At 62.4% G+C, this 24624-nt stretch carries 23 protein-coding genes; 14 read left to right on the top strand and 9 right to left on the bottom strand.

Annotated elements, in window-relative coordinates; genetic code table 11:
* Positions 1-9: 9 nt before the first annotated feature.
* Positions 10-858, top strand: a complete 849-nt coding sequence (ugpE, locus tag V6L75_RS05750; protein ID WP_334250567.1) for a sn-glycerol-3-phosphate ABC transporter permease UgpE — start codon at positions 10-12, stop codon at positions 856-858.
* Positions 858-1943 (top strand): sn-glycerol-3-phosphate import ATP-binding protein UgpC, encoded by a 1086-nt coding sequence (locus V6L75_RS05745; protein WP_334250566.1) that lies wholly within the window; start codon positions 858-860, stop codon positions 1941-1943. The genes ugpE and V6L75_RS05745 overlap by 1 nt, the downstream gene beginning before the upstream one ends.
* Positions 1944-2003: 60 nt before the next feature.
* Here V6L75_RS05745 and V6L75_RS05740 read toward each other — a convergent pair whose 3' ends face one another.
* The gene (locus V6L75_RS05740; RefSeq protein WP_334250565.1) at positions 2004-2630 is read right to left on the bottom strand and encodes a glycoside hydrolase family 25 protein; all 627 of its coding nucleotides are present in this window, start codon (positions 2628-2630) and stop codon (positions 2004-2006) included.
* A gap of 161 nt (positions 2631-2791) precedes the next feature.
* On the opposite strand from V6L75_RS05740, the gene V6L75_RS05735 reads away from it, so the two are divergent.
* On the top strand, positions 2792-3343 hold the full coding sequence (locus V6L75_RS05735; protein ID WP_334250564.1) for a response regulator transcription factor: 552 nt from the start codon (positions 2792-2794) through the stop codon (positions 3341-3343).
* Between the two features lie 91 nt (positions 3344-3434).
* Here the strand turns inward: V6L75_RS05735 and cydX are convergent, their stop codons facing one another.
* The 5 genes from cydX to V6L75_RS05710 all read right to left on the bottom strand — a co-directional run bounded on the left by cydX (position 3435) and on the right by V6L75_RS05710 (position 8833).
* Positions 3435-3551 (bottom strand): cytochrome bd-I oxidase subunit CydX, encoded by a 117-nt coding sequence (cydX, locus tag V6L75_RS05730; RefSeq protein ID WP_334250563.1) that lies wholly within the window; start codon positions 3549-3551, stop codon positions 3435-3437.
* A gap of 12 nt (positions 3552-3563) precedes the next feature.
* Positions 3564-4724: a cytochrome d ubiquinol oxidase subunit II gene (cydB, locus tag V6L75_RS05725; protein WP_334250562.1), complete on the bottom strand. Its 1161-nt coding sequence runs from the start codon at positions 4722-4724 to the stop codon at positions 3564-3566.
* Between the two features lie 5 nt (positions 4725-4729).
* Positions 4730-6331, bottom strand: coding sequence for a cytochrome ubiquinol oxidase subunit I (locus V6L75_RS05720; protein WP_334250561.1), 1602 nt, complete (start codon positions 6329-6331; stop codon positions 4730-4732).
* A 173-nt stretch (positions 6332-6504) separates the two neighbouring features.
* Positions 6505-7818: an ATP-binding protein gene (locus V6L75_RS05715; RefSeq protein WP_334250560.1), complete on the bottom strand. Its 1314-nt coding sequence runs from the start codon at positions 7816-7818 to the stop codon at positions 6505-6507.
* Positions 7819-8047: 229 nt separating this feature from the next.
* Positions 8048-8833: a DUF4394 domain-containing protein gene (locus V6L75_RS05710; RefSeq protein WP_334250559.1), complete on the bottom strand. Its 786-nt coding sequence runs from the start codon at positions 8831-8833 to the stop codon at positions 8048-8050.
* 214 nt (positions 8834-9047) lie between these two features.
* Between V6L75_RS05710 and V6L75_RS05705 the strand changes: the two genes are divergently transcribed.
* Positions 9048-9599, top strand: coding sequence for a sigma-70 family RNA polymerase sigma factor (locus V6L75_RS05705; protein ID WP_334250558.1), 552 nt, complete (start codon positions 9048-9050; stop codon positions 9597-9599).
* Entirely contained in the window at positions 9596-10318 is a 723-nt protein-coding gene (locus V6L75_RS05700) for an anti-sigma factor (RefSeq protein WP_334250557.1), read from the top strand. Before V6L75_RS05705 ends, V6L75_RS05700 begins: the two co-directional genes overlap by 4 nt.
* 6 nt (positions 10319-10324) lie before the next feature.
* Here V6L75_RS05700 and V6L75_RS05695 read toward each other — a convergent pair whose 3' ends face one another.
* Positions 10325-10729 carry an MmcQ/YjbR family DNA-binding protein gene (locus V6L75_RS05695; protein ID WP_334250556.1) on the bottom strand — a complete coding sequence of 135 codons (405 nt, stop codon included), beginning with the start codon at positions 10727-10729 and terminating at the stop codon, positions 10325-10327.
* A gap of 155 nt (positions 10730-10884) precedes the next feature.
* Between V6L75_RS05695 and V6L75_RS05690 the strand changes: the two genes are divergently transcribed.
* Together V6L75_RS05690 and V6L75_RS05685 are read left to right on the top strand one after the other, a co-directional pair.
* Positions 10885-11313, top strand: coding sequence for an Hsp20 family protein (locus tag V6L75_RS05690; protein ID WP_334250555.1), 429 nt, complete (start codon positions 10885-10887; stop codon positions 11311-11313).
* A gap of 45 nt (positions 11314-11358) precedes the next feature.
* A complete protein-coding gene (locus V6L75_RS05685) occupies positions 11359-11631 on the top strand; it encodes a BQ00720 family protein (RefSeq protein WP_334250554.1) in 273 nt (90 codons plus the stop codon).
* A 78-nt stretch (positions 11632-11709) separates the two neighbouring features.
* Here the strand turns inward: V6L75_RS05685 and V6L75_RS05680 are convergent, their stop codons facing one another.
* Together V6L75_RS05680 and V6L75_RS05675 are read right to left on the bottom strand one after the other, a co-directional pair.
* The gene (locus V6L75_RS05680; RefSeq protein WP_334250553.1) at positions 11710-12981 is read right to left on the bottom strand and encodes an OpgC family protein; all 1272 of its coding nucleotides are present in this window, start codon (positions 12979-12981) and stop codon (positions 11710-11712) included.
* Positions 12982-13980: 999 nt separating this feature from the next.
* A complete protein-coding gene (locus V6L75_RS05675; protein WP_334250552.1) occupies positions 13981-14568 on the bottom strand; it encodes a GNAT family N-acetyltransferase in 588 nt (195 codons plus the stop codon).
* 192 nt (positions 14569-14760) lie between these two features.
* Between V6L75_RS05675 and V6L75_RS05670 the strand changes: the two genes are divergently transcribed.
* The 7 genes from V6L75_RS05670 to V6L75_RS05640 all read left to right on the top strand — a co-directional run bounded on the left by V6L75_RS05670 (position 14761) and on the right by V6L75_RS05640 (position 24568).
* Positions 14761-15336 (top strand): protease inhibitor Inh/omp19 family protein, encoded by a 576-nt coding sequence (locus V6L75_RS05670; protein ID WP_334250551.1) that lies wholly within the window; start codon positions 14761-14763, stop codon positions 15334-15336.
* Between the two features lie 110 nt (positions 15337-15446).
* Entirely contained in the window at positions 15447-16211 is a 765-nt protein-coding gene (locus tag V6L75_RS05665) for a DUF7662 domain-containing protein (RefSeq protein ID WP_334250550.1), read from the top strand.
* Positions 16212-16798: 587 nt separating this feature from the next.
* A complete protein-coding gene (zapE, locus tag V6L75_RS05660; RefSeq protein WP_334250908.1) occupies positions 16799-17980 on the top strand; it encodes a cell division protein ZapE in 1182 nt (393 codons plus the stop codon).
* A 160-nt stretch (positions 17981-18140) separates the two neighbouring features.
* Complete coding sequence (gene mdh / locus V6L75_RS05655; protein ID WP_334250549.1) at positions 18141-19103, top strand: malate dehydrogenase; 963 nt, start codon at positions 18141-18143, stop codon at positions 19101-19103.
* Between the two features lie 78 nt (positions 19104-19181).
* Positions 19182-20381: an ADP-forming succinate--CoA ligase subunit beta gene (gene sucC, locus V6L75_RS05650; protein ID WP_334250548.1), complete on the top strand. Its 1200-nt coding sequence runs from the start codon at positions 19182-19184 to the stop codon at positions 20379-20381.
* Entirely contained in the window at positions 20381-21283 is a 903-nt protein-coding gene (gene sucD, locus V6L75_RS05645; RefSeq protein WP_019963709.1) for a succinate--CoA ligase subunit alpha, read from the top strand. The genes sucC and sucD overlap by 1 nt, the downstream gene beginning before the upstream one ends.
* A gap of 297 nt (positions 21284-21580) precedes the next feature.
* On the top strand, positions 21581-24568 hold the full coding sequence (locus V6L75_RS05640; protein ID WP_334250547.1) for a 2-oxoglutarate dehydrogenase E1 component: 2988 nt from the start codon (positions 21581-21583) through the stop codon (positions 24566-24568).
* Positions 24569-24624: the final 56 nt, after the last annotated feature.

Here is a 24624-nt window from a genome sequence, read left to right as displayed (position 1 = left end):
GAGGCGCAAATGGTTGAGAACAAACCCTGGCTGACCGTCCTCACGCATCTTGTTCTGCTGACGGGCCTCTTCATCGTCGCCTTCCCGGTCTATGTGGCAGTGATCGCTTCCACCCATGGGCCCAGTGACTTCATGACCGGCGTCATCCCCATGCTGCCGGGCAATGAGGCGATTGCCAATTTCACTACCATGATGACAAGCGGAAACAGCTCGGCCGGTGCGCCGCCGCTGGGACCGATGATGTTCAACTCGCTGATCATGGCCCTGGCGATTGCCATCGGGAAGATCAGCATCTCGATCCTCTCGGCCTTCGCCATCGTCTATTTCCGCTTCCCCTTTCGCCAGCTGGCCTTCTGGCTGATCTTCATCACCCTGATGCTGCCAGTGGAGGTGCGCATTCTGCCCACCTACAAGGTGGTGGCCGATCTGGGCATGCTGAACAGCTACTCCGGCCTTGCGATACCGCTGATTGCCTCGGCAACGGCAACGTTCCTCTTCCGCCAGTTCTTCCTGACGGTGCCCGAGGAACTGATGGAAGCTGCGCGTGTGGATGGGGCTGGTCCGATGAAGTTCTTCCGCGACATCCTGCTGCCGCTCAGCCGGACCAATATCGCGGCGCTCTTCGTCATTCTCTTCATTTATGGCTGGAACCAGTATCTCTGGCCGCTGCTGGTGACCACCGACACGTCCTATTACACGATCGTCATGGGCATCAAGCGCATGGCCGACGTGGCCGATGCGCATCCGCAATGGCATCTGGTGATGACCACCGCCGTGCTGGCCATGCTGCCGCCGGTCATCGTCGTCATCGTCATGCAGAAACTCTTCGTCAAAGGTCTCGTGGAGACGGAAAAGTAATGGCTACCATCACTCTTGATAACGTCCGCAAGGTCTATGCCGGCGGCGTCGAAGCGGTCAAAGGCGTGTCCATGGACATTGCCGACGGCGAGTTCATCGTGCTGGTCGGCCCTTCCGGCTGCGGCAAGTCCACCCTGCTGCGCATGATCGCGGGGCTTGAGGAAATCTCCTCCGGCGATATCCGCATCGGCGACCGGGTGGTCAACCGGGTGGACCCGTCCGAGCGCGACATCGCCATGGTGTTCCAGAACTATGCGCTCTATCCGCATATGACGGTCTACAACAACCTCGCCTATGGGCTGCGCAACCGCGGGGTGCCGAAGGACGAGATCGACCGCCGCGTCAAGGAAGCTGCGCGCATCCTGGAAATCGGCGCCTATCTCGACCGCAAGCCCAAGGCGCTGTCCGGCGGCCAGCGCCAGCGCGTGGCCATGGGACGTGCCATCGTGCGCGAGCCGGCTGCCTTCCTCTTCGACGAGCCTCTGTCCAACCTCGACGCCAAGCTGCGCGTGCAGATGCGCGTGGAAATCAAGCGCCTGCAGAAGTCGCTGGCGACCACCTCCGTCTATGTGACGCATGACCAGCTGGAAGCCATGACACTGGCCGACCGGCTTGTGGTGCTGAACGGCGGCCAGATCGAGCAGATCGGTGATCCGATCTCGGTTTACGAGCGCCCGGCTTCCACTTTCGTGGCTTCCTTCATCGGCTCTCCGGCCATGAACCTCATCACGACGGCTTCTGCCAATGGCCGTCTGTCGCTGCCGGGCGGTGCCGGTCTTGATGCGCCGGACATGGGCAAAGGCGCAGAGGTCATCCTCGGCGTGCGTCCGGAGCATCTGGCACTCGCCAGCGAGCAGCCTGTGGAAGCGGGCGGCCTGACGCTGGACGTTGTGGCCGGTGTGCTGGAACCGGTAGGGGCGGAAAGCTTCCTTTATGGCTCCGTGGGCAGCGAAACCGGGCCGCAGGTGGTCATCCGCGTGCCCGCTCATGCCCGCTACGAGACCGGCCAGCGCGTCAGCTTCACCGCCCGCGCCGCCAATCTCCATGCCTTCGACAAGGCTACCGGCAAGCGCATCGAAGACTGATCGCGGCACTTGCACCGATCTGAAGGCCCGGCCATGCGCCGGGCCTTTGCGTGTCCGGGGTCAGAACCAGTCCGGCCTTGTCCTGGGAGTGATGGGAGCCGTGCCCATGACATCGAGATCGACTGCGCCGCTGATGCCAGGGACGGTGCCGCTCTGGCTGTACTGCCAGAAGGCGTAGCTGGTCCAGTCCGGCGGCAGGGTGGGCGCCGGGGCAGACGTGTATTCGGCGACCCAGAGCGGGTAATCCGAAAAGTCAGGATTGCCGGCACTGCTCCAGAAGCCGGGCGAGGCATAGATCAGCGGCTTCACGCGCAGATATATCTGCAGGACATGCAAGAGCTGCGACAGGGCATAGCTGAACTCGGTATTGGTAACCCCATTGGTCTCTTCGCAGTCAATGGCGGGCGGCAGGTCCGTCTTGCTGTCATAGCCTGCGATCTTGAGCTGCCGGATGAACAGATCCGCCTGATCGAGAAAGCTCTCATTGGGTTCAAAGAAGAGATAGGGCCCGCATTTCAGCCCGGCCGCCTTGGCGCCCTGCCAGTTGGTCTGAAACATGGGGTCGACATAGGTCGTCCCCTGCGTTGCCTTGATGAAGGTAAATCCGATCCCATCTGCCGCCACCTGTGCCCAGTTGATAGTGCCTTGATAGTGCGAAACGTCGATGCCATTGACCGTGCTGCTCATGCTTCATCTCCATTGCGAGGCGATAACCGGGCTGACGCGGCAGATGGCTTGCCGTGAGGCCGGTGCGTGGCGTGGCATGGCGTCACGGGTGCGCTGCAATCTGTCGCGCCATCCTGCATCACGTGGCAGATCAGCTATGAAGGGGTGAGGGGAAACTCGGGATGCCGGTACAATCAAAAGATGTATCTCTGCGCCTGCTGATCGTCGAGGATGATCCGAAGCTGGGTGCAACGCTTTCTGCGAGTTTTACGCAGCGTGGTTACCGGGTGCAGGTGGCCAGGTCGGTGGAGGATGCCTTGCTGCAGATGCGGCACCAGACACCGGACCGGGCGATCGTGGATCTGAAGCTTGCGGAAGGCAGCGGGCTGGATGTGATCGCTGCGCTGGCCGCGCTGGTTCCTGCGCCACGCATCGTCGTTCTGACCGGATTTGCGTCCATCGCCACAACGGTGGAGGCAATCAAGCTGGGCGCGACGCATTATCTGGCAAAGCCGGCGACCGCCCGCGAAATCGAGGCTGCCTTCGAACATGTGGCAGGGCGTGAACCGGTGGAGATCAGCCCGCCGCGCGTATCCTCCCTGCGCACCCAGGAATGGGAAACCATCCAGCGCATGCTGGCCGAAACGGACTTCAACATTTCGGAGGCTGCCCGGCGCCTTGGTATGCACCGGCGCACGCTGGCCAGAAAGCTTGCCAAACAGCCGGTTCGTTGACCCCTGAAAAACAGCGGCGCCCGATGGCCTGGGCGGCTCATCGGGCGCCCTGTCGCAGGGGCCGGACTGGGAACGGCCCCCGGTTCACAGATCAACGTTTGGCGCGGGCCGTCAGGGCACGGTCTGCGGCCATCTCAAGCCACATGGCATTGACAACGGCGAACAGGGCGGCGGCGGGCAGTCCGAGAAGCCAGGCGAAGTACCACATCTTCCGTTCCTTTCAGTAGGCGTTGGGATTGCTGGAGATCTCGTCACTGCCGACCTTGCCCCACAGCACCTTGTAGACCCATGCGGTATAGGCAAGGACGATGGGCAGGAAGATCAGCGTGCAGATCAGCATGATGAAGAGCGTCTGGTGCGAGGAGGAAGCATTCCAGACCGTGAGCGAGGCTCCCGGCTGCTTGGATGAAGGCAGGATGAAGGGGAACATGGTCAGGCCTACGGTGGAGATGACCCCAAAGATGCCGAGCTTCGAGGCAAGCAGCGAGAACCCGCCCAGCCCCTTGCGCAGGCCAAGCGTGGCAAGGCCGATACCGGCAAAGCCCATCAGCGGTGCAACGGCAATCCACGGGCGGACGGTGTAGGCATTCAGCCATGAGCCGCCGCGCACGATTTCCGCCAGCAGCGGATTGGACGGACCTGACGGATCAATGTTCCCGGCGTAGCTGTAGGCTGGAATGCCGAAAGCAAGCCACACACCGGCCAGCGCAAAGGCGAGCATTGCCACCGGACCGCTGACTGAACCGATGGCCATCGCCCGCCTGGCGACGATGCCTTCGGCCTTGAAGGCCAGCCATGCAGCGCCATGAGTGACCAGCATGGCAGCGGAAACAACGCCGGCCAGCAGGGCAAAGGGGTTGAGCAGGCCAAGCAGCTTCAGGATGGCATTGCCTTCGTAAAGCGGGACGAGATGGCCGGTCAGTTCGAAGGGCACGCCCTGCAGGGCATTGCCGACAGCGACACCGAAGACAAGCGCCGGGACTGCGCCGCCTACGAACAGGGCCCAGTCCCAACGGCTGCGCCATGCAGCATCCGGCCGCTTGTTCCTGTACTTGAAGCCAACTGGCCTCAGGATCAGGGCCGCAAGCACCAAAAACATGGCGAGATAGAAGCCGGAGAAACTGACCGCATAAAGCGGCGGCCAGGCAGCAAAGATGGCGCCGCCGCCGAGAACGAGCCAGACCTGATTGCCTTCCCACACAGGACCGACCGTGTTGATGGCAATGCGCCGTTCCTCATCGGTGCGGCCGACGAAGGGCAGCAGCGCGCCCACGCCCAGATCAAATCCATCCGTCAGGGCAAACCCGATCAGCAGAACGCCGAGCAGAACCCACCAGATGAGACGCAGAACATCATAAGAGATCAGTTCATAGAGGATCATTGGAGTTACTCCGCCGGAAAGAGGGCCGGGTTGCTGCCAGTCAGCCGGGCTTCATGGCTGGCCTGCCATTGCGCGGTCGCATCCACGTCCTGCACCGGTCCCTTGCGGATCGCGGCCAGCATGAGCTTCATCTCGATCACCAGCAGGACGGTGTAGAGTGAGACGAAACCGGCAAGCGTCAGGGCGAGGTCCAGCATGGACAGGCGGCTGACCGAGATGGCGGTGGGCAGCAGGCCGTCAACGGTCCAGGGCTGGCGGCCGAACTCGGCAACGAACCAGCCGGCTTCCGCCGCCAGCCAGGGCAGCGGCAGCAGAATCACCGCCGCGCGCAGGGCCCAGGACGGATAACGCGCCTCCCGGAAATTCCCGTACCAGAACATCAGGGTGATGAAGGCCAGCATCAGGAAGCCGGCGCCAACCATGAAGCGGAAGGTCCAGAACATGGGCATCACCGCTGGCACCGTATCCCAGGCTGCCTTGGCAATCTGCTCTTCCGTGGCCTGCCGGGGATCTTCCACATAGCGCATCAGCAGCATGGCATAGCCGAGATTGCGGCCATTGACCTCGAACGCTTCGCGCACATCCGCCGGGGCGGCGTTGCGTTCGGCGCGGATCGTCTCCAGCGCATCATAGGCCAGAAGCCCCGACCGGATGCGGCCTTCCGCTTCTGCCACCAGTTCCTTGATACCGGTGATTTCTTCCGTCAGCGAGCGGGTGCCGATCAGGCCCATCACATAGGGGATCTTGATGGCATAGTGGGTTTCCCGCGCTTCCTGATCGGGCAGTCCGATGAGAGTGAAAGCTGCGGGGGCAGGCTCCGTCTCCCACATGCCTTCCATGGTGGCGAGCTTCATGCGCTGGTTCAGCGTGCTCTCGTAGCCGCTTTCATCGCCCAGCACGATGACGGAGAGTGCCGAGGCGAGGCCGAATGAGGCTGCAACGGCGATGGAACGGCGGGCCATTTCCATGTGGCGCCCGCGCAGCATGTACCAGGCGGAAACGCCCATGACGAACATGGCTGCCGTGACATAACCGGCCGAGACCGTATGCACGAACTTGGCCTGGGCCACCGGGTTGAACAGCACGTCGAAGAAGCTGGAAAGCTCCATGCGCATGGTGTCCGGATTGAACACGGCACCAACCGGGTTCTGCATCCAGCCATTGGCGATCAGGATCCACAGGGCCGAGAAATTGGACCCCAGCGCCACGCACCAGCCGACGATGGCATGGGCACGGGCGGACATCTTGTCCCAGCCGAAGAACCAGAGGCCGACGAAAGTCGCTTCGAGGAAGAAGGCCATCAGGCCTTCAATCGCCAGCGGTGCGCCGAAGATATCGCCGACGTAGTGGCTGTAGTAACTCCAGTTCATGCCGAACTGAAATTCCATTGTGATGCCGGTGGAAACGCCCAGCACGAAATTGATGCCGAACAGGGTTCCCCAGAACTTCGTCATCTGCCGCCACACCGGGCGGCCCGTCATGACGTAGACGGTCTCCATGATGGCCACGACGACCGACAGGCCGAGGGTGAGCGGCACAAAGAGAAAATGATACATGGCCGTCGCTGCGAACTGCAGCCGTGACAGGCCAACGATGTCGAGCTCCATTGACTGGCTCCTCTTGCGTATGACCCGGTGACTGCCGGGCGTGGAGCCAGTTCATGCCTTTTGACGTCTGGTGAATTGACATCCCGCAAGCAGAAAGGGGCGGCGCCCCGGTTTCTGCATGCCTTGGACACTCTGTCCAATCCTGTTTGGTTAGATATCCCGGAAGCGCACCTTCAGATTGCATCCGCGCGGGTCAAGGTTGGAAGGGTGATGCAGGCGCGGGCACCGCCGCCGGGCAGATTGGAGAGGACTAGCTCTCCATTCAGCCGCCGCACCACGGACTGAACCAGCAGTAGACCAAGGCCATGGCCCTGTTTCAGACGTTCGGCCTGTCCGCTGGAGTCTCGATTTGTCCGGCCTTCCAGAATAGGGGCGGGAAAGCCGGGGCCGTTGTCCTCGACGCAAAGGGTCAGGGCAGTGCCGGTATCGGCCAGCACAAGTGTCAGGGCTGTTGCGCCCGCTTCCCGCGCATTGTCGAAAAGGTTCTCCAATGCGCGCTCCAGCAGAATGTCAGCCAGCACGGCTCCGCCCGACTTACGCTGGTCCTGGAGCATCAGTGTCACACCGGGATGTGTTGCTGACCAGGCCTCGACGAGCGGCCCGGCAAAGGCGGCGGCATCCACTGGCCGGGAGTTTTCCAGACGGCTCTGGCCGGCGCTGCGCAGCATGTGCGAAATGCTCTCCCGGCATGTTGTCACGGCTTCCTGCATCAGAAGCGCCTGCTTGCGCAGCTCCGCTTCCGGCGGCGGGCCCAGATCCACCCAGTCGTCAAGAATGACGGCAAGGTTTGTCAATGGTGTGCCGAGATCATGGGCGGCTGTTCCTGCCATGAGGCCAAGACGCAGCACCACCGCTTCTTCCTCCATCTGCCGGGTCATGCGGGCCATCTGCCGGTCGCGCCGGGCCAGATTGGAGCGGATGCCGAGGATGAACATCACGGCCAGCGAGCCGCTGAGAAAGAAGCTCAGGAACATGCCCTGCAGATGCAGGTCAAAATGGCTGGGTCCTGCTGCGCCTTGCTCCATGTGATGCGCGCCGGGCATGTTCAGCGGCAAGCCATTGCCCAGGAGCCAGAATTGGGCGGCCACCGTCGCCACCAGGATGATGACTGCCTCCCATGGCCTCAGCAGGATGGCCGCGACAATGGCCTGAAGGATGAAAAGGCCGGTAAAGGGATTGGTGGCACCTCCGGTCAGAAACAACAGCACGGTCAGCGCCGCCACATCGACCAGCAGATCGCCCAAAATGGCATTGGGCAGAAGCTTGCCGGGCCGCCAGGCGCGCCAGGCGGCGACAAGGTTCACGGCCACGAGAAAGCCCAGCAGCAGCAGAATTTGCTGCATGGGCAGCGGCACCTTCAGAACATAATGCGTGAAGATGACAGCGAGCATCTGCCCGCTGATGGCCAGCCAGCGCAGCCAGACAAGCAGCTTCAGGTTTCTCTGCTCCGCCCGCCGCTCGATATGAAGGGCCTGCTGACTGCTCATGAGATTGGCCGGTTCCTGTCTGTTGAATGCCGAGGGCAGCCAGCCGGTTGACTGGCTGCCCTCGCAGTGTGGCAAAGCTTGCCGTAGAGCGCACCTTCATTGCAAACGCAGCCACAGAATGTGCTCTGTTTTATGCTCTGCAAGGCAAGGGCTCACTCGTCTCAGATCAGGTGTCTGTACCGCTTCTTGCAGCCAGCGGCAGTTGCCGCCAGCTGCAAGCGGGCGTGGATTACATCGCTGGCTGGATCGAGATGGCACGCAGCGGCTGGCTGAGGCCCGTGATCTCGCCGGCTTTCGTCGCGGCGCCGGTCATCAGGTCAACCGTGTAGAGCACATTGTCCGCCACCAGCCAGGCCGTGTTCTGGCCATCTGCCGTTGCTTCAATGTCGAAGGCATAGGTCGCGGGCTTGCCTTCGATGCCGAGCTTGCCGATTTCCTTCAGCGTGCCGTCATTCGGCTTTGTCTGCTGCACCAGCGCGCCGAGGGTTGCGTCGATGTTGTACATGGCCGTCTTTTCCGGCTTGCCGCGCGAGTTGGTGTAGGCGGCCGCGGCGATATCCGGCGTTTCGCCCTTGTGCATGCTGCCTTCTTCATAGGCGAGGCTGCCATCGACGGTGACGGCGCCCGTATCGGGATGGACGCGGTGATTCACCGTGCCGGTCATGTAGCGCAGCCGGTCGGCGGCAGGGTTGAAGTTGACGATGACCGGCATCTCGCCCATCGTCAGCGGAATGTCCATCTTCGCCACTTCCGTGGCCTTGCCGGTTTCCAGATCGATGGTGACGATTACATTCTCTGCGGTGACGCCAGTCAGAGCCTGATTGGCCGGGCGGAAGTCGATGCCGGCGAGGCGTCCGGCGCCTGTGATGTCCAGCGTGCGGGTCTGGCCCGGATTTGCCGTGTCGAACAGCACCAGTGTGTTGTCACCGGCAAGTCCGGCCACCTGCGCGGCCTGCGCGCCGCTGATTGCCAGGGTGGAAACCGCAGCAAGGGTCACAAGTCGGATCATGGTCATCTGCATCTCCTCAATCTTCGGGATGCACGGCCCTTGATGAGCCGCACACCCTCCAGACACGGGAGAGCCCGGCATTGGATGCAGCGCGGAGAAGATTTTTCTGTGCATCCGTTCGGCCCGCTGGCGTGTCAAAGAGACGGGAGGGCGGGTGATGTTGCTCTTGCCATGGAGCGGCAGACGTCTACTCTTGCCTCCGCAACAGGGAAACAGGACGATGGAAGACCCGCAGCAGCGGCTCGAACAGGCGTTGAAAGCCTGCGCAGAAGGCAGCCGCGACGGGCTTGCCACGATTTACGAAAGCGAGGCCGCACGCATGGTCACCATTGCGTTGCGTATCCTGCGCCGTCATGACCTTGCCGAGGAAATCGTGCAGGAGGCTTTCCTGCAGATCTGGCGCAAGGCCGGGCAATATGACCCCGCCCGGGGCAGCGCGCGCGGCTGGCTTTACACTATCGTCCGCAGCCGTGCGCTCAATGCCCTGCGAGATTCAGGCCGGGAAGAACTGGCATCCGCCGAAAGCCTTGACCAGCTGCGCGAGGATGGAGACGAGACGCTCTACACGGATCTGTTCGATGAACTCGACACCGCCAGCCGCCTCAAGGCCTGCCTGTCACGCCTGGACGCCCTGCGCCGCAAGACCATCCTGATGGCCTATGTCTCCGGCTACAGCCACGGGGAGATTGCCGGGCGCCTTCGGCTGCCGCTGGGCACGGCCAAGGCGTGGATCCGCCGTTCCCTTCTGGCCCTGCGGGAGTGCATGGCATGACCGGCCCCCTCACGGATGCAGAAATGGCTGATGCCTATGTTCTCGGTCTCATGGATGATGACGAGCGGAAGGCCTTTGCCGCGAGGCTCGAAACCGATGCTGAGCTTGCCCGGTTGACGGGAGCAGCACAGGACCGGTTTCTGGAACTGGATCTGGCAGGCCCCGCCGCGCCGGTGTCTTCAGGGCTCTGGCACAGGATCGAGGCGGGGCTTGAAGCCCAGCCTCGGGACACGGCTGGCGCTGCGGGTGCTCCGCCACCGGCGAATGATAACCGGGCCAGACCGGCTGCTGCCCGCTGGAAGCTGCTGGCCCTGATGGGTATGGCGGCATCGGTCCTGCTGGCAGCCGGGCTGACGGCGGCCATGCTGCGCCTGCAGGAGCCGCAGGTGGTGGCCATTCTCATGGATGCTGGCGGCAATCCGGTGGTGATGATCGAGGATTTCGGCGGAGAGCAGGCCAAGGTGGTGCCGTTGGCGGATATCCGCGTGCCGGCCGGCCAGTCGCTGGAGGTCTGGACCCTGCCGCGGCAGGCCAGCGCTCCGGTGTCCATGGGCGTGCTTGACGCCCTCAAGGGGGCAACCCTGTCTCTTTCAGGTTTGCCCGAGCCGCAGGAAGAGCAGCTTTACGAGATCACCTTCGAACCGGCCGGAGGTTCGCCCACCGGCCGCCCGACAGGTCCCATCCTCGGCAAGGGCTTTGCCCGCATCCCGAGATCCTGAGATGTCTCACTCCAGCCCCAGTTCCAGCCGGAGTTTGCGGGTGAGTTTGGCGGCAACGAGGGCGTGGGCGGCACGGATATAGGCGAAGAGGTCTGTTTCGCTCAGGGCGCCGGTGTCGTGCAGCTGTATCCATTTGGCGCGTGCAAGATAGGGGGCGGGGGCAAGGCCGGGCTGTTCACTCAGCATCTGATAGGCCATGTCCGAGCACTTGAAGCTGACGGCGGGGATGCCTTTCCAGTCTGACCAGATGGCGAAGATCTTGCCTCCAACCTTCCAGACGGAGGCACCCTCCCACTGGATGACGTGGGTTGTTGCGGGCAACGAGGCGCAGAAACGGTCGTAGGCGCCTCTGGTCACGGGGCCATCTGCCGCGCCATCCGCCAGCCCATCTTCCGCCTGTTTGTTAGCCATGTTTGGTCTCCCCTGTGCAGGGCGGTGCTGCGCCTTGCTTGAAACTGCCACCGCCAGCCGCCATATTGAGGTCAAGCGGGGTGATTGGCACCCCGGCTCCGGATGCCTCAAGAGAGGGTCCGGTTCTCAAGGTCGCTTTGTAGAGGACTTTGACGATGACGCGAATGTCAGCGTTTTCAAGCCCGTTCATGCTCGGCTTCGACGACATTGAACGGGTACTGGACCGGGTGTCAAAAGCCGCCAATGACGGCTATCCGCCCTATAATATCGAACGTCTGCCGAAGTCGGACGAGCATGGCGAAGTCATTCGCATCACGCTTGCCGTTGCAGGTTTCACCCGCGAGCAGCTGGATGTCTCCGTCGAGGAGCGTCAGCTGGTGATTCGCGGGCGCCAGTCCGAAGACAAGTCCCGTCAGTATCTGCATCGCGGCATCGCCGCCCGCCAGTTCCAGCGCGCCTTCGTGCTGGCGGAGGGCATTGAAATCCTCGGAGCCGATCTCAGGGACGGGCTGCTGTCCATTGATCTTGCCCGCCCGGAGCCGGAGCGTGTCGTGCGCCGGATCGAGATCACCGCGAGGGACTGACTTTCCAGGGGGCATGCCCTGCCGCCCAATCGAGGAGAAAACGCCATGACGCGCGATGCAAATGAACGCGCAGTGGACCCGCATGACCTGACGCCGGAGCTGTTCGCACGGCTCGGCGCCGGACAGGTGGGCTATCTGCGCCAGATGAGTTCCGATGATCTTGCCCGGCTTTTCCCCGGCGCGGCGCATATCGCCCGGGGCCTTCGCCTGTGGGCGCTGCTCAACGCAGATGGAACACCGATCATTGTGGCCGACAGCCGCGAGGCGGCTATCGCCAATGCCTATGAGCACGATCTGACCATGCTGTCTGTTCACTGACGATCATCACCAGTTGGCAGACATGAAAAAGGCGCAGCCGGGGAGGCTGCGCCTTTTGTGCTTGGTGGCTGGCCTGCATCAAACCCCTTGCGGCAGGGCACCCGGTGTTCTCACAGGCCCCACAGGCGGTCCGTAGGCAGGAACGGCCGGTTTGCCGGACTGGATCTTTGCATGCGGCCTGACCGGAAGGGGGGAGGCGGCCGGCTGAGGGGCCTTGCGCCAGGGCTGGCTCTTGAACCAGGCTGCGAGATAGGCCGCGGCAACGATGGCGGCGAGGCCTGCAAGATTCGAGACGGCCTGCAGGAGCCAGCTGTCCCGGCCACCGGCCATGTCGCGCAGGATCGCGGTGGCCTGTGCGATGGGAAGGCTGGCGAGGAAGACGGACAGCGACTGCTGGCCCACCTTGCGCAGTACCGCCAGCACCGGGCCTGTGATGCGCCCTTCGGCATGCAGGCGCACGCCATTGGGGCCAACTGCCACATAGGCGATATAGGCCAGCGCCAGGAAGTGCACATAGCGCAAGATGCCAAGCTCCGTCTTCACCCAGAGCGGCTTGGCTGCGTCCCGCAAGGCCTGAAAGCCCGGAACAGCCTCGTAGATTCGGAAGTTGGTGAAGGGGATGCTGACCAGAACCAGCGCAACTGCCACCCAGACAAGGCGGCGGTTGACGGGAGGTGCCGGAATCCAGCCCTTCATGAAGGCAAAACCGGTAAAGAACACCAGCTGCCATGCGAAGGGATTGAAGAACCACGGACGGTTCGACCAGGGCTCTGCCGGAAAACTGATCATATGCAGGGTGGCGGCAACCCACATGCCGATCATCGCGGCAAAGAAGGCAATGCGGCTCCTGGCGGCGATGAACATCATCACCGGCACCATGGCAAGCAGCGCCACATACATCGGCAGGATGTCGAAATAGTTCGGCACATAGGTGAGGCTGAGCAGGCCAGGCAGGTTGCCCAGCGGATCCTCGAAGAAGAAACGCAGGTTCAGCGCCTGAACGTAGTCTTCCTTCAGGCCGCAGCAGCGCTCCAGATAGCCGCTGTTCATCAGGGCAGCGAGGCCGGCGGCGATGACCAGGAACTGGCAGATATGTGCCCAGTAAACCTGCCACATGCGGTGGCCGATGCGGGCTGTGCCCATCAGCATGCCGCTCTGGTCGAAGATCTTGCCGAAGGCAATGGCCGATGCCATGCCGGAGCAGAAAACGAAGATCTCCGTCGCGTCGGAAAAGCCGAAACGGGCTGGAATCCAGTTCGCCCACCAGCTCTGCGGCAGGTGGGAGATGAAGATGATGAACATGCCAAGGCCACGAAACACATCAAGACGAATGTCCCGGGGTCTTTGCACAGCTTGAGCTGGCAGCTGAGGGGTCGGATGGAAAGTCAAGCGCTTCAGGCTCCCCGCTGGACAGTTGATGGAGATGTCATGCCGGAGCGGCGCGAGGCCACAGACCGGGCGTGAAACATGTGCAGCGCCATGCGGTGCCGCGGACGGCAAACTGCTGTCCGGCGGCCGCGGCTGTATCTGCAGCCCGGATGATGGGCATGGGCCTTGGACGGCCGGACATGTCCGGCCGGACTTGCGCGAAAGGCTCCGGTCAGGCCTCTTGTCCTGCAGCCGGTGCACCGTGCCGGTGACTGCCCGGGAGCGGACAGCCGGCGGGCAACGGGCCGGGAGGGGCCCGATGCCATGGGCATGGTGGGCGAGGCATATCTCCCCGGCCGCCCATCCTCAAGCCTGAAAGAACCTGCCGTCTGCCGGGTCTCCACAGATTTAGCCAGCTCATGAACCGCATGAAAGAATGCAGTTTCATGCGCTGGTCTGCGGGCAGTGTGCAATTGCCGCTGCATCGCAGCCTCCCTGTTGGACGAGCCAGAGTGCAGGGTCCTGATGGCGGATCTGGGGATGATCTGTGGCGATCCTTGCCCAAATTAGCCGCCGCCGCGAACCGGGTTTCATGCGGACTGGAACGCAGCGGCCCGCCATTTGGTTGCCTCTGGCGGCGCAAAATCTGCACAATTGCGGCGGCATCTGGGAGAGAGTGAGTAAATTCAGGGGCTTGCTTTGCTTGCCGCAGAGCAGTCACGGGCATTTGAACTTGCACTCTACGAGGTTCCGGCTAAGCTCATTCTGTCTGCAACTGTTGAAAGGAGGTGAGCCCATGTCGAGTGAGACCCCGAGCCTGACCCTGATGTTTGGGCAGAACGGAACGGTGCTGGAGCAGCCTCTGGCAGCGCGAGGTTTTGCCGGGATCTGATCCGGACACGAGGTCAGCCGATCTCACGGAAGGGCCGCCAGCGCGGCCCTTCTTTGTTTTTATGGGCTTTGTCCTGCACGATGGACCCGTCAGCCTTCTGCTGTCCTGGCGTGAGAAGAGAGACCAAAGACCTTGCGGGCCATCCCGAAGGCAAGGCGGCTCCAGCTGCCCAACGGATCGGCAGGCGGGAGGCTGGCAGGCTGCGGCACCAGATGGCCCACCACGTCGCCGCATTCGAAGCTGAGATCGGCGGAGAACTTTCGGGCGAGGGCCTGCATGGACCGGTTGGTGGCCAGGCAATTCATGTAGATGTGCTGGTAGTCGCGCGCTCTGGCGGCAATCAGCAGCAGCTCCATCAATTCGGTACCCAGCCCCATTCCACGCCAGCCTTCTTCAACGCAAAAGGCGGCTTCTGCGGAGGCGGCGCTGCCAACGGGGCGCAACTCTGCCGTTCCCCGCACCACACCGTCCTCGAAATAGCCGTAAATGACTGTATCAAGCGCAAAGCTGGTTTCCACATAGGCCCGCAGAAAGCTGTCGCCGGCAAGCATGGCAAAGCGGCTGCGGCGGGTCTCTGGGTCCAGACGCAGGAGATGATCACGAAAGAGATGTTTGTCGGCGCTGCCCAGGAGGCGAATCTGCCCATTGGTGCTGCCATCGTTCTTAAGGTGCGGCATTCCAGCGGTCCTTCGGTGAAGTGACACGCCGCCCTTGGGTCCTCCATAGACTTGGACCATATATGGCGCGGAACAGCACCCGGATCAATCATGTTTGCCCCTTACGGTGAATTGGGGCATAGCGGGGGAAGAAATTTTTCGCCCTTGCGGTTAGATTAAACGTCCCTGTGGGGCAGGAAGGACTGATTCGACATGACACGAGTTGCAACGATCGCGGTTCTGGCATTTGCCGTTGGTGTTGCCGGCTGTTCGCGGCTGGGCATGGATGGTGGCCGGTCGGCAGCGCCGCTGCCCGCTTCCCCAACGACGCCGGTGGCTGGTGGTCAGCTGCAGCCGCTCACACCTGCGCCGGGCATGGTGACGACTGATCCCACGGTTTCAGGGCAGCCGCTTGGTGCGCCCATGGGGCAGGCCCCCGGCACCATGCAGCCCGGCATGACCGCACCCGGTGCCATGGCTTCGGTCACGCCGCCCGCAGGCGCCACGGAAGTAGGCCGCAACGACATGCTCGGCGGCTGGAAGATTGCCTCCGGCAGCTCCAATTGCATGCTGTTCATGACCTTGACCACCTGGTCGGGCGGCTACCGCGCCAACACCCGCGGCTGCAATGACAGCACACTTGCCGGGATTGCTGCCTGGGATCTGAGCGGCAAACAGGTTGTCCTCAAGGATGGCACCGGCGCTACGGTGGCTCAGCTTTACGGGGCAGGCGGCGAGCGTTTCAACGGTCAGACCATCGGTGGCATGCCGGTATCCCTTTCCCGCTGAAGCTGGAATCGCTTGAGCGCATACGGACTTGCACCCTTTACCCGTTTCCCGGAAATTTCACGGGAAACGGGTAGGAATATCAGGGTGTAACTATCGGATGCTGCTTGCTCATGGCGAAATACGACCCGCTGCGTGAACATCTGGCCCGTCTGGACGAAGTCGTCTGGGCTGCAAAGCTTGACGAACTGGAAAATATCCTCGGCGTCAGCTTGCCGATGAGTGCCCGGGAGCACCGTACCTGGTGGGCCAATTCCGGTGGCAGCCTCGTTCATCAGAATGCCTGGCTCGACGCCGGCTGGCGTGTCGATCACACGGATCTGCGCCGGGATCTGGTGGTCTTCCGGCGTCTGCGCATTTCCGGCACTTCGGCTGCAGCCGAAAGCTCCGCGCAGTCACGTTCAGGCCGTCATCAGGGCGATCTCGATCAATTGCGGCGTCATGCCCGCGAAATGCGGGAACCGGTCAACATGACCGTTCGTGCCGAATGGACAGAGATCGGCATCGTGGCCGAAACCCCCTGCAACAGCCGTCTTGTGCCTGCGCTTCCGGGTCTCTACCGGCTGGCTGTGCTGGCTGGCGGCAAGGTCCAGACCTTCATTCTGGATTCGAGTGATCTGGGTGCGCTGCATCGGGATCTTGAACGGCTCAGCCACCCGGATGGGCAGGATGTGACCCGGATCGGGGAAAAGCTCGGCCTTGCGGCGGGAACGGCTGCCATGGCCGACATGGTAACGCCCGGCAACATCTGGCTGATCGCAGATGGCCGCGGCAAGCCGGCCGATCTTGCCAGCCCGGCCGGCCGCGAGCTTGCGGGCCGCCTGCTGTGCCTGCATGAGAGGCAGAATGGCCGTAAATCGCGTTTTGTGCGCCTGTGATGTGGGGGGGGCGTCCCGGAATGACTGGTGCCAACTCACGATGAGCTTGATATATCGTGCGTTGGTTAAGTCACTGCCATTATTGAAGAATTTCAAGGCATGATGCATCGGTGCCGGAAGTCCTGGTATGAGCATCCGGTTGCCGCCACGTGCCCGTGCAGCCCTATATGGCAGTGCTCCGCTTGCCGGCCTGCCCCTGCAAGTGAGCGGGAGGACTGTGCCCGCCGAACAGCCGTATGACTGCGTTTTTCCTCAGGCGGTGCCGATTGCAATCCGCTGGGATACGCTACCCGGAAAGTGCGTCTTGTGATTGCGCTTCGGACGCGCTGGGCTTGAGCGAAGCCCCGCTTTTGCCGTTTTCCTCCTGCAATTGACGAAGAAGCTTTACGTTTGGGTGTCCTCCTTGTGCTAAAAAGCACGCGCTGGCGGGATAAGGGACTTGCGCCGACGTGGCTTTATCCGTATCGCAACAGCGGAAAATTGTATGCGCTTGTGCGCAGTCGTGCAGCAGATGCCCGTCTGGCAGACCGTACAGGAAGGCGGAAGGCCATTCGGTGCAGGCGGAGAGCCTAACATTGAAGCCGACGATGAACATGGATCTGCCGGTCGCAACTGCACTGGCCAGCAGGTACGAAGCGCTGGTTGCGTCCGGCGCAATTGCCCGTGATGACGCCCAGGTGGCAGTCGTCCGCAAACTCGATTCCCTCAATGCACGTCTTGCGGAAGTTCGCCTCGCCTCGAAGAAGAGTGCGCTGGGCTGGCTGTTTGCGCGCAAGAAGAACGAGATGTGGGCTGCCGTGCATGGCCTCTACATCTGGGGCGGTGTTGGGCGTGGCAAGACCATGCTGATGGACCTGTTCATGGAGGTGACCGTCATCCGCCGCAAGCGCCGGGTGCACTTCCATGAGTTCATGGCGGAGACGCATGAGCGTATATTCGCCTGGCGGCAGGCTCTGAAAAATGGCGAGGTGAAGGGTGATGACCCCATACCTCCGGTTGCAGATCAGATTGCTGCCGAGACCCGCCTCCTGTGCTTTGACGAGTTCTCCGTCACGGACATTGCCGACGCCATGATCCTTGGCCGGCTGTTCACACAGCTCTTCGCAAGGGGTGTTGTCATGGTTGCAACGTCAAATGTTGCACCTAACAATCTTTACAAGGATGGGCTCAACCGGCAGCTCTTCCTGCCCTTCCTCAACCTGCTGCAGAAGCAGGTGGATGTGCTGATGCTCGATTCGCCAACCGATTACCGGATGGAGAAACTGGGCGGCGCCGAAGTCTATATCAGCCCGCTTGGCGAGGCGGCAAAGGCTGCTGCAGACGGCATCTGGGCGAAGCTCACGAACGGTTTTGCGGAAGAGCGCCAGCAGCTGGATATGAAGGGCCGGCACATCGACGTGCCTCGCGCGGCCAACGGTGTGGCCCGCTTCACTTTCGCAGATCTCTGCGCAAAACCGCTGGGTGCAGCGGACTATCTGCGCATCGCTCATACCTATGATACGGTCTTCATCGAAGATGTGCCTGCGATGGACCAGACTCGCCGGAACGAGGCCAAGCGCTTCATCAATCTCATAGACGCACTCTATGACAACGGGGTGAAGACGGTGGTCACCGCAGAGGTTGAACCCGATGGCCTCTACAGGGCGCCAAGCGGTGCGGAGGTGTTCGAATTCGACCGGACAGTGTCCCGTCTCATCGAGATGAGGTCGGAGGCTTACCTGTCTGGAGACAACAGAAGTCATGCACGCGCTGATATGCATTCCGTATAGGTCATGCACGTAAGCGCGCAGGGGACGCCAGAATCTTCAGGTGTCCTAGCGTAATATTCCTTTGATTGGCTTGCGTGAGCGGATCAAAGGGAGTAGTGCCATCCCCAGTCATCGGCGGATGGCATTGAGTTCCATCTTACGTAAAGGGAAACGTTCGGACATGGCGCGCAATAAGATTGCTTTGATCGGTTCGGGTCAGATCGGCGGCACGCTCGCTCATCTTGCCGGTCTCAAGGAACTCGGGGACATCGTCCTCTTCGACATCGCCGAGGGCACGCCGCAGGGCAAGGCGCTCGACATTGCCGAGTCTTCCCCGGTGGATGGCTTCGATGCCAAGCTGGCCGGTGCCAACTCCTATGAAGCGATTGCAGGTTCCGATGTGGTGATCGTCACCGCCGGCGTGCCGCGCAAGCCCGGTATGAGCCGCGACGACCTTCTTGAAATCAACCTGAAGGTCATGGAGCAGGTGGGTGCGGGCATCGCCAAGCACGCCCCGGACGCTTTCGTCATCTGCATCACCAACCCGCTCGACGCGATGGTCTGGGCCCTGCAGAAGTTCTCCGGGCTGCCTGCGCACAAGGTTGTCGGCATGGCCGGCGTTCTCGACAGCGCCCGCTTCCGCTACTTCCTGGCCGACGAGTTCAACGTCTCCGTTGAAGACGTCACGGCCTTCGTACTGGGCGGCCACGGCGACACCATGGTGCCGCTGACCCGCTATTCCACGGTTGCCGGCATCCCGCTGCCGGATCTGGTCAAGATGGGCTGGTGCACGGCCGAGCGTCTGGAGCAGATCGTTCAGCGCACCCGAGACGGCGGCGCTGAAATCGTCGGCCTGCTCAAGACTGGCTCTGCCTTCTATGCTCCGGCGTCTTCGGCCATTGCTATGGCTGAAAGCTACCTCAAGGATAAGAAGCGCGTCCTGCCGTGCGCCGCTGCCCTCAGCGGCCAGTACGGCCTCAAGGACACCTACGTTGGCGTTCCGGTCGTTATCGGTGCCGGCGGCGTCGAGCGCATCATCGAAATCGACATGAATGCCGACGAGAAGGCCATGTTCGACAAGTCCGTCGCATCTGTCGATGGTCTGGTCGAGGCCTGCAAGAAGATCCAGCCGGCGCTCGCCTGAGCCCGGTTGTAACCTCACAGGAATGACGTCCGCTGCCGGGTCCCCCGGCGGCGGTTCTCCGAACACACGGGGGAGAGAATGAACATTCACGAGTACCAGGCCAAAGCGGTCCTGAAGGAATATGGCGCTCCGGTTGCCGAGGGCGTTGCAATCTTTTCGGCTTCTGAAGCCGAAGCGGCTGCAAAGCAGCTCCCTGGCCCGCTCTGGGTCGTCAAGTCCCAGATCCACGCCGGTGGCCGCGGCAAGGGCAAGTTCAAGGAACTGCCCGCTGATGCCAAGGGCGGCGTGCGTCTCGCCTTCTCGCTGGAAGACGTGGTCAAGCACGCTGGCGAAATGCTCGGCAACACCCTCGTCACCGCCCAGACGGGCGATGCCGGCAAGGTCGTGAACCGCCTCTACATCGAAGACGGCGCCGACATCGAGCGCGAGCTCTATCTCTCCATCCTCGTGGACCGTTCCGTCGGCCGTCCGGCTTTCGTCGTCTCCACCGAGGGCGGCATGGACATCGAGGCCGTTGCCGAACACACCCCGGAAAAGATCGTCACCCTGCCGATCGATCCGGACACTGGTGTGACGGATGCGGACGCTGCCAAGCTCTGCGATGCGCTGAAGCTTGAGGGGGAAGCCCGCGCCGACGCCATGAAGCTGTTCCCGATCCTCTACAAGGCCTTCATGGAAAAGGACATGAGCCTTCTGGAGATCAACCCGCTGATCGTCATGAAGAACGGCCGCGTGCGCGTTCTCGACGCCAAGGTCTCCTTCGACGGCAACGCCCTGTTCCGTCATCCGGAAATCGTTGCCCTGCGCGATGAGACTGAAGAAGACGCCAAGGAAATCGAAGCTTCCAAGTGGGACCTCGCCTACGTTGCCCTCGACGGCAACATCGGCTGCATGGTCAACGGCGCCGGCCTTGCCATGGCAACCATGGACATCATCAAGCTCTACGGCAAGGAGCCGGCGAACTTCTGTGACGTCGGTGGTGGCGCAGGCAAGGAAAAGGTCGCTGCGGCCTTCAAGATCATCACGGCTGACCCGAAGGTCGAGGGCATCCTCGTCAACATCTTCGGTGGCATCATGAAGTGCGACGTCATCGCGGAAGGCGTTCTCGCCGCCGTGAAGGAAGTCGGCCTCAAGGTTCCGCTGGTGGTGCGCCTTGAAGGCACCAACGTCGAACTCGGCAAGAAGATCATCGCCGAAAGCGGTCTGAACGTGATCGCCGCTGATGATCTGGACGATGCCGCCCAGAAGATTGTCGCTGCCGTGAAGGGAGCCGCCTGATGTCCATTCTCGTCAACAAGGACACCAAGATCATTGTCCAGGGCCTGACCGGCAAGACCGGCACGTTCCACACGGAACAGGCTCTGGCCTATTACGGCACCCAGATGGTCGCGGGCGTGCACCCGGCCAAGGGCGGCGAAAAGTGGTCCGGCTCCAAGGGCGAAAGCCTGCCGATCTTCGCATCCGTGGCTCAGGCCAAGGATGCAACGGGCGCTGATGCTTCCGTGATCTACGTGCCGCCTGCCGGTGCTGCTGCTGCCATCATCGAGGCGATCGACGCCGAGATCCCCTTCATCGTCTGCATCACGGAAGGTATTCCGGTTGCTGACATGGTGAAGGTCAAGGCGAAGCTGGAGAAGTCCAAGTCGCGCCTGCTCGGCCCGAACTGCCCCGGCATCCTGACCCCTGAAGAATGCAAGATCGGCATCATGCCGGGCTCCATCTTCAAGAAAGGTTCGGTCGGTATTGTGTCGCGCTCCGGCACGCTTACCTATGAAGCCGTGTTCCAGACCTCCAACGCCGGCCTCGGCCAGACGACGGCTGTCGGCATTGGCGGTGACCCGGTCAAGGGCACCGAGTTCATCGACGTGCTGGAGATGTTCCTGGCCGACGAAGCCACCCAGTCGATCATCATGATCGGTGAAATCGGTGGCTCCGCCGAAGAGGATGCAGCCCAGTTCCTCAAGGACGAGGCCAAGAAGGGCCGCAAGAAGCCGATGGCCGGCTTCATCGCGGGCCGCACGGCTCCCAAGGGCCGCACGATGGGTCACGCCGGTGCCGTGATCTCCGGCGGCAAGGGCGGTGCGGAAGACAAGATTGCCGCCATGGAATCGGCTGGCATCCGCGTCTCTCCGTCTCCGGCCAAGCTCGGCGAGACCCTCGTCGAAGTCCTGAAGGGCTGATACGATTTCCGGGCGGGGCGCATGGCGCCCCGCTTCGGCAACCACCGGGCCCCCGGCGGCCACGCGGTAATCCAGGGGGATTTCCGCCAGCAAAGTGCCGGAAACGTGTCTTGGCTGCGTAGTTTGTTTACGTATCGTAAGGCATAAGGGGTACCCGAGCGGACGCGGCGTCGCCGTCTCGTTCGCACTCTTGAGCGGGGTCCGCGCCGCAAGGCCGGGCCCGAACGTGCAAACCAAGGGCCTGCCATCCGGCCGGTCCGCCAAAATAAGGGCGGAGCAACCCTCCGCTGATGCAGCATGGCTCGGCAGGACGCGAACAATGTCTTCGCGATGACGTCGTTTCTCTACGGCGCCAACGCAGCCTATATTGAAGAACTCTACGCCCAGTATCAGGAGAACCCCGCCTCGGTTGACGCCGAGTGGCAGGACTTCTTTGCTGCGCTGAAGGACGACAAGGCCGATGTGCTGAAGGAAGCGCGTGGCGCTCCCTGGAAGCGCGCCGACTGGCCGCTCGCCGCGAAAGGCGATCTCGTCAATGCCTGTGACGGCAACTGGGCTCCGGTCGAAAAGGCCGTAGGTGACAAGCTGAAGCAGAAGGGCGATGCCAAGGGCAAGCCGCTTTCGGATGCCGAAGTGCAGCAGGCGACCCGCGACAGCGTGCGTGCGCTGATGATGATCCGCGCCTACCGCATGCGTGGCCATCTGCATGCCGATCTTGATCCGCTGCGCCTCTCGCCTCCGGGCGATCATGAGGAGCTGCACCCCTCGTCCTACGGCTTCACGGATGCCGACTGGGACCGTCCGATCTTCATCGATCACGTGCTGGGTCTGGAATACGCCACCCTGCGCCAGATGATGGAAATCCTCAAGCGCACCTATTGCTCGACCCTCGGCGTCGAGTTCATGCATATCTCCGATCCGGCCGCCAAGGCCTGGATCCAGGAGCGCATCGAGGGGCCGGACAAGCACGTCGAATTCACGCCCCAGGGCAAGCGCGCCATCCTGAACAAGCTGGTCGAGGCCGAAGGCTTCGAGAAGTTCATTGATGTGAAGTACACCGGCACCAAGCGCTTCGGCCTTGATGGCGGCGAAGCGCTGATCCCGGCACTGGAGCAGATCATCAAGCGCGGTGGCCAGCTCGGCCTCAAGGACATCGTTCTCGGCATGGCCCACCGCGGCCGCCTGAACGTGCTGACCCAGGTGATGGGCAAGCCGCACCGCGCCGTGTTCCACGAGTTCAAGGGCGGTTCCTACGCGCCGGACGACGTGGAAGGCTCGGGCGACGTGAAGTACCACCTCGGTGCCTCTTCGGACCGTGCGTTCGATGGCAACGAGGTGCACCTGTCGCTGACCGCGAACCCCTCGCATCTGGAAATCGTCAACCCGGTGGTGCTCGGCAAGTCCCGCGCAAAGCAGGACCAGATTTCCGCCGTTGATGGCCGCTGGATGATGGACACGGCGCAGATCGACCGTTCCCCGGTCCTGCCGCTGCTGATCCATGGTGACGCAGCCTTTGCCGGCCAGGGTGTCGTGGCTGAATGCTTCGGCCTTTCGGGTCTGCGCGGACACCGCACCGGCGGTTCGATCCACGTCATCATCAACAACCAGATTGGCTTCACCACCAATCCGCGCTTCTCGCGCTCTTCGCCCTATCCGTCGGATGTGGCGAAGGTCATCGAAGCGCCGATCTTCCACGTCAACGGTGATGATCCGGAAGCCGTGGTCTATGCCGCAAAGATTGCAACCGAGTTCCGCCAGACCTTTGGCCGCCCGGTCGTCATCGACATGATCTGCTACCGCCGCTTCGGTCATAACGAAGGCGACGAGCCTGCGTTCACGCAGCCGATCATGTACCGCAAGATCCGCAAGCACCCGACCACGCTGCAGCTCTACACCGACCGCCTGATCGCGGAAGGCGTTGTTTCGGCTGAAGAGGTCGAGGGCATGAAGGCCGCATGGCGCGCCAAGCTCGACACCGAGTTCGAGGCAGGCCAGGTCTACAAGCCGAACAAGGCCGACTGGCTGGACGGCAAGTGGTCGGGCCTCAAGCGTGCTGCCGACGAGGAAGATCCGCGCCGCGGCTCGACCGGTGTTGCCATGGACGACCTGAAGGCCCTTGGCAAGAAACTCACGGAAGTGCCGGGAGGCTTCAACGTCCACCGCACAATCTCGCGCTTCCTCGCCAACCGTCAGACGATGATGGAGACCGGTGAGGGCATTGACTGGGCGACGGCCGAGGCGCTGGCCTTTGCAAGCCTGCTGAAGGAGGGCCACCCGGTCCGCCTCTCCGGCCAGGATTGCGAACGGGGCACCTTCTCCCAGCGCCACAGCGTGCTCTACGATCAGGAAGACGAAAGCCGCTACATCCCGCTGAACCATATCAGCGAGGATCAGGCCCGCTACGAGGTCATCAACTCGATGCTCTCGGAAGAGGCGGTGCTCGGCTTCGAATACGGCTACTCGCTGGCAGAGCCGAACGCGCTGACCATGTGGGAAGCCCAGTTCGGTGACTTTGCCAACGGCGCACAGGTGCTGTTCGACCAGTTCATCTCCTCTGGCGAGCGCAAGTGGCTGCGCATGTCCGGTCTCGTCTGCCTTCTGCCGCATGGCTATGAAGGTCAGGGCCCGGAACACTCCTCCGCCCGTCTGGAGCGTTTCCTCCAGCTCTGCGCGGAAGACAACATGCAGGTCGCCAACTGCACGACGCCGGCGAACTACTTCCACATCCTGCGCCGTCAGCTGAAGCGCGACATCCGCAAGCCGCTGATCCTGATGACGCCGAAGTCCCTGCTGCGCCACAAGCGTGCGGTGTCCAAGCTCGTCGAGCTGGGCGAGGACTCCACGTTCCACCGCCTGCTGTGGGATGATGCCGAGTACCAGCCCGATGGCGCCACCCGCCTCGTCGCGGATGACAAGATCCGCCGGGTCGTCATGTGCTCCGGCAAGGTCTACTATGACCTGCTGGAAGAGCGTGAAAAGCGCGGCATCAACGACGTGTACCTGCTCCGCGTCGAGCAGATCTACCCGTTCCCGAAGAAGGCGCTCGCCCAGGAACTGGCCCGCTTCCGCAACGCCGACATGGTCTGGTGTCAGGAAGAGCCCAAGAACATGGGCGCCTGGTTCTTCGTCGAACCCTACATCGAATGGGTGCTCGACCAGATCGGCGCCAAGTGCCGCCGCCCGCGCTATGCCGGCCGCGACGCCATGGCATCGACGGCAACGGGCCTGATGTCCAAGCATCTGGCCCAGCTTCAGGCGTTCCTGGACGAAGCATTCGCAAACTGATCCGGTCCGGCCTGCCGTCCCCGGGATGGCAGGCTTCCGGTCTGTAGAATTGGCCA

The organism is Pannonibacter anstelovis (assembly GCF_036881715.1).
Taxonomy (GTDB): Bacteria; Pseudomonadota; Alphaproteobacteria; order Rhizobiales; family Stappiaceae; genus Pannonibacter; species Pannonibacter anstelovis.
Note: the sequence above shows the minus strand (reverse complement) of the source record. Positions and strands in the feature narration are given on the sequence as shown.

Bases quoted from the DNA above. Each gene is read 5' to 3' on its own strand.
- ugpE (WP_334250567.1), top strand. From the start codon at position 10: ATGGTTGAGAACAAACCCTGGCTGACCGTCCTCACGCATCTTGTTCTG.
- V6L75_RS05745 (WP_334250566.1), top strand. From the start codon at position 858: ATGGCTACCATCACTCTTGATAACGTCCGCAAGGTCTATGCCGGCGGC.
- V6L75_RS05740 (WP_334250565.1), bottom strand. From the start codon at position 2,630: ATGAGCAGCACGGTCAATGGCATCGACGTTTCGCACTATCAAGGCACT.
- V6L75_RS05735 (WP_334250564.1), top strand. From the start codon at position 2,792: ATGCCGGTACAATCAAAAGATGTATCTCTGCGCCTGCTGATCGTCGAG.
- cydX (WP_334250563.1), bottom strand. From the start codon at position 3,551: ATGTGGTACTTCGCCTGGCTTCTCGGACTGCCCGCCGCCGCCCTGTTC.
- cydB (WP_334250562.1), bottom strand. From the start codon at position 4,724: ATGATCCTCTATGAACTGATCTCTTATGATGTTCTGCGTCTCATCTGG.
- V6L75_RS05720 (WP_334250561.1), bottom strand. From the start codon at position 6,331: ATGGAGCTCGACATCGTTGGCCTGTCACGGCTGCAGTTCGCAGCGACG.
- V6L75_RS05715 (WP_334250560.1), bottom strand. From the start codon at position 7,818: ATGAGCAGTCAGCAGGCCCTTCATATCGAGCGGCGGGCGGAGCAGAGA.
- V6L75_RS05710 (WP_334250559.1), bottom strand. From the start codon at position 8,833: ATGACCATGATCCGACTTGTGACCCTTGCTGCGGTTTCCACCCTGGCA.
- V6L75_RS05705 (WP_334250558.1), top strand. From the start codon at position 9,048: ATGGAAGACCCGCAGCAGCGGCTCGAACAGGCGTTGAAAGCCTGCGCA.
- V6L75_RS05700 (WP_334250557.1), top strand. From the start codon at position 9,596: ATGACCGGCCCCCTCACGGATGCAGAAATGGCTGATGCCTATGTTCTC.
- V6L75_RS05695 (WP_334250556.1), bottom strand. From the start codon at position 10,729: ATGGCTAACAAACAGGCGGAAGATGGGCTGGCGGATGGCGCGGCAGAT.
- V6L75_RS05690 (WP_334250555.1), top strand. From the start codon at position 10,885: ATGACGCGAATGTCAGCGTTTTCAAGCCCGTTCATGCTCGGCTTCGAC.
- V6L75_RS05685 (WP_334250554.1), top strand. From the start codon at position 11,359: ATGACGCGCGATGCAAATGAACGCGCAGTGGACCCGCATGACCTGACG.
- V6L75_RS05675 (WP_334250552.1), bottom strand. From the start codon at position 14,568: ATGCCGCACCTTAAGAACGATGGCAGCACCAATGGGCAGATTCGCCTC.
- V6L75_RS05670 (WP_334250551.1), top strand. From the start codon at position 14,761: ATGACACGAGTTGCAACGATCGCGGTTCTGGCATTTGCCGTTGGTGTT.
- V6L75_RS05665 (WP_334250550.1), top strand. From the start codon at position 15,447: ATGGCGAAATACGACCCGCTGCGTGAACATCTGGCCCGTCTGGACGAA.
- zapE (WP_334250908.1), top strand. From the start codon at position 16,799: ATGAACATGGATCTGCCGGTCGCAACTGCACTGGCCAGCAGGTACGAA.
- mdh (WP_334250549.1), top strand. From the start codon at position 18,141: ATGGCGCGCAATAAGATTGCTTTGATCGGTTCGGGTCAGATCGGCGGC.
- sucC (WP_334250548.1), top strand. From the start codon at position 19,182: ATGAACATTCACGAGTACCAGGCCAAAGCGGTCCTGAAGGAATATGGC.
- sucD (WP_019963709.1), top strand. From the start codon at position 20,381: ATGTCCATTCTCGTCAACAAGGACACCAAGATCATTGTCCAGGGCCTG.
- V6L75_RS05640 (WP_334250547.1), top strand. From the start codon at position 21,581: ATGGCTCGGCAGGACGCGAACAATGTCTTCGCGATGACGTCGTTTCTC.